Here is a 3628-nt window from a genome sequence, read left to right as displayed (position 1 = left end):
CGCGATGTTTCACGTGAAACATCGCGGCCCTCTCGCCTTCATCTGATAACTGCTTGCGGTCCGGGCCGGGCGCCGCACGCCATCGACTACTCAATCACGCCTACGCGCGTCTCCATGGCGCAGCCGACTCGGTCCAGTTCGAACCACGTGCACGGTCGTCTCAAGGCCAGAGGCCCATCGCCAGACGAGCGGCCGTGTCAGCCTTCGTCCAGCGAGGTTCCCGGCGCCAGCGCCTCCACGATCCGCGCCAAATCCTCATCCCCAGCGAACTCGATGGTGATACGGCCCTTCTTGGCGCCCCGGGTGACCTTGACGCGAGTGTCGAAGGCGTCGGAAAGGCGCGTGGACAGTGCAGGCAGGGGGGTGTTGCGCGAGTGCCCCACCGTCTTCGCAGCGGCATGCGCCTCGGCCGGCTCTCCGTACACGGCCACGATCTCCTCGGTGGCGCGCACCGACAGCCCCTCGGCCACCACGCGCTGCGCCACGCGCTCCATGGCGGCGGCGTCGGGCAGGCCCAGCAGCGCGCGCGCATGGCCGGCGGACAGCACCTCCGCAGCCACCCGCCGCTGTACCAGCGGCGGCAGCTTCATCAGCCGCAGGGTGTTGGAGATCTGGGAGCGGGACCGAGCGATCTTCTCGGACAGTTCCGCCTGGGTGCAGTCGAAGTCCTCCAGCAGCTGCTGGTAGGCGGCCGCCTCCTCAAGCGGGTTCAACTGCACCCGGTGCAGGTTCTCCAACAGCGCGTCGCGCAGCAGTTCTTCGTCCGCGGTGTAGCGCACCACCGCCGGAATCGTCTCCATCCCGGCCGCCTTCGCGGCGCGCAGGCGCCGTTCGCCCATCACCAGCTCGTAAGCGGCGTCCTCGGGCGCGTCCGCGTTCTCGGAGCCCGCGGAGCCATCCACCGGCGCGTCCATGCGGCGCACCACGATCGGCTGGAGCAGGCCGACCTCCCTGATGGAGTCGGCGAGCTCCGCAATGTCGTCCTCGTCGAACACCTGACGCGGCTGACGCCGGTTCGGCACGATCGCTGCGACCGGCAGCTCGGCGAAGGTCGCTCCCGGCACCGGCACCAACTCGATGTCGGCCTCTGCGTCAGCGCCGGCAGCGGATGTTTCACGTGAAACATCGACGGTGCTCGCCGCGGCCGCCTCGGTCATACCGGCCGATTCCGCCGGGCCCTGCGCGATCCCCGGGGAGCCCGCGGCGTCCACGTCGGTCTTCTTCGCGTCGCCCACAGCGTTCGGGTCCACCGGCGTCCGCGGACGCGTTCCAGCACTGCGCCCGCCCCGCCGGGAGCGCTTGGAGGGGGCCAGCAGGGTGGCGGCGATGTCATCCGCGTGGCGCACCGTTTCGGGCTCGGTCCCCGCGGCGGCGTCGGCACCCGGGCCCTCGGGGAAGAAGACGTCGGAGGGGCGGCGGCTGGGATTCTCCACCTGCGCGTCGGGGATGAGTGCCTGCAGCCCGCGTCCCAGGCCGCGCTTCTTCTGAGCCATCGTCATGCCTCCGTGGGTTCGTCCTGCCGAGCCTGCTCAACACCGCGCGCGGCGATCTCCATCGCGAGCTTCTTGTAGGCGACGGCGCCGCTCGAGCGGGGGTCCCAGAATACGACCGGGGACCCGAAGGACGGCGCCTCCGCCACGCGTACAGAACGGGGTATGCGAGTTGTGAGCGTGGCCGCCGGGAAGTAGGTGCGTACTTCCGCCTCCACCTCCTTGGCCAACGTGGTGCGCGCGTCAAACATGGTCAGGGCGATCATGGAGACGCTCAGGTCAGGATTGTGAATCTGGGCGATGCGATCCACCGAGCGCGTCAGCAGCGCCAAACCCTCGAGTGCGTAGTACTCGGCCTGCATGGGAATGAGTACCTCCCCGGCGGCCACGAAGGCGTTAATCGTCATAATGCCGAGGCTGGGCGGGCAGTCGATGAGTACGTAATCCATGCGAGGCAGCCCCTGCGCCTCGCGGTCCCGCAGGAACTCCTCCAGCGCGAGCCGCATGCGCGACTCACGCTGCGAAGAGTTGATCAACTCGATCTCCACGGCGGCGACGTCGAGCGTTGAGGGCACGCACCACAGGGTCTCGGCGAAACGCGTGCGCACCGCCACGTCCTGGATGCGGGCGCCCTCAACCAACACGTCGTAGATGGAGGCCTGATCCTCGTCGTGCTCGACCCCGAGCGCCGTCGAGGCGTTGCCCTGCGAGTCCGCGTCCACCACCAGCACCTGCAGCCCTGCCTCGGCCAGTGCGGCCGCGACATTGACCACGGTGGAGGTCTTGCCCACGCCGCCCTTCTGGTTGGCGACGGCGATGATGCGAGTGTGCTCGGGCCGGGGGAATCCGCCCTCGGCGACTTGATCCAGGGCTGAGCGGTCAGCGCGGAGCTGATCGAAGATAGACGATCCTGACAATCTGCTTCTCCTACGGCGTCCGGTTGGCGTACGCCTTTCGGCGCTTCAGTCTACGTGAGCGGCCGCCGCCGATCGGTCAGCGCGAGGCGGGCCGTCGAACCTCAACGACCTTGGTGACCTCTTCACCGGGGGTGACCACCTCGTGGATGACGGCCGGCTCAAGACGCGCCCGCTTGATCACATACTTGGCGTCCGCCACCTCGGCCTCCGCCCGCGCGCCCTTGAGCGCAAGCAGACTGGCACCCGGCCGCAGCAGAGGTGAGGTCAGCCTTACCAACTTTGAGAGGTTCGCCACTGCTCGCGCGGTGACGGCGTCATACTTGGCGCGCAACTCCTCCGCCCGCGCGCGCCGGACGGTGACATTGTCCAGGTCGAGCTGCGCGACGACGTCGTCGAGCCACTGAGTGCGCCGCTCCATGGACTCCACCAGCACCACATCGAGGTCCGGCCGCAGCAGGGCGACGACGATGCCGGGAAAGCCGGCGCCGGAACCGATGTCCGCCACCCTGCCATGGTCGGGCAGGAACGGGACCACGGCGGCGGAGTTGACGATGTGCCTGGTCCACAGGCGCGGCAGCTCGCGCGGCCCCACCAGCCCGCGCAGCTCACCCTCCTCGGCGAGCATGTGGGCGAAGTGTTCGGCCGCGCTGAAGGCGGGGCCGAACATCGCCCGCATCTCCGCGGTCGGCTCCTCCACGACCACTGGCTCGCCGGGTTGCGGGGCGGCGGGGTCGAGCGTCGCCATCGGCTCAGGCCTGCTCGTCGTCGGTCGCCTCGTCGGCGGCGCCCGCATCCGGCGCGCCTTGTTCCACCTCATCCGAGCCGTCGACCTCGTCGACGTCCTCCGGCTCGTCGTCGGGGAGCATGACCACCACGTGCCGGTGCGGCTCGGTGCCCTCGGACTCGGAGAACAGGCCGGCCGCGGCGACGACGTCGTGGCAGACCTTCCGCTCGAAGGGGTTCATGGGCTCCAGCGCCACCGGTTCGCCGGTCGCCTTGACCTTGTTGACCGCCTCGGCGGCAACCTTGGTCAGCTCGGCGCGGCGCGCCGCACGGTAGCCGTTGATGTCCAACATCAGCCGGGAACGATTGCCGGTGCGCGCCTGGACGGCCAGGCGGGTCAGCTCCTGGATCGCCTCCAGGACCTCGCCGTCGCGGCCGACCAGGTCGGCCAACTCGCGCTCGTCGCCCGCCTCGGAGGCGATGATCGCCACCGAGGCC

At 69.6% G+C, this 3628-nt stretch carries 4 protein-coding genes; all 4 read right to left on the bottom strand.

The features are described from left to right. Nucleotides 1-197: 197 nt before the first annotated feature. Entirely contained in the window at nt 198-1493 is a 1296-nt protein-coding gene (locus DRB06_RS03775) for a ParB/RepB/Spo0J family partition protein (RefSeq protein WP_111819164.1), read from the bottom strand. A gap of 2 nt (nt 1494-1495) precedes the next feature. Next, nucleotides 1496-2407 carry a ParA family protein gene (locus DRB06_RS03770; RefSeq protein WP_073333428.1) on the bottom strand — a complete coding sequence of 304 codons (912 nt, stop codon included), beginning with the start codon at nt 2405-2407 and terminating at the stop codon, nt 1496-1498. 76 nt (nt 2408-2483) lie between these two features. Further along, nucleotides 2484-3152, bottom strand: a complete 669-nt coding sequence (gene rsmG / locus DRB06_RS03765; protein ID WP_073333431.1) for a 16S rRNA (guanine(527)-N(7))-methyltransferase RsmG — start codon at nt 3150-3152, stop codon at nt 2484-2486. A 4-nt stretch (nt 3153-3156) separates the two neighbouring features. Then, a partial coding sequence (locus tag DRB06_RS03760) for a R3H domain-containing nucleic acid-binding protein (RefSeq protein ID WP_111819163.1) occupies nt 3157-3628 on the bottom strand: 472 nt, incomplete at its 5' end.

Source organism: Actinomyces sp. Z5, assembly GCF_003287795.1.
Classification (GTDB): domain Bacteria; phylum Actinomycetota; class Actinomycetes; order Actinomycetales; family Actinomycetaceae; genus Actinomyces; species Actinomyces glycerinitolerans.
Note: the sequence above shows the minus strand (reverse complement) of the source record. Positions and strands in the feature narration are given on the sequence as shown.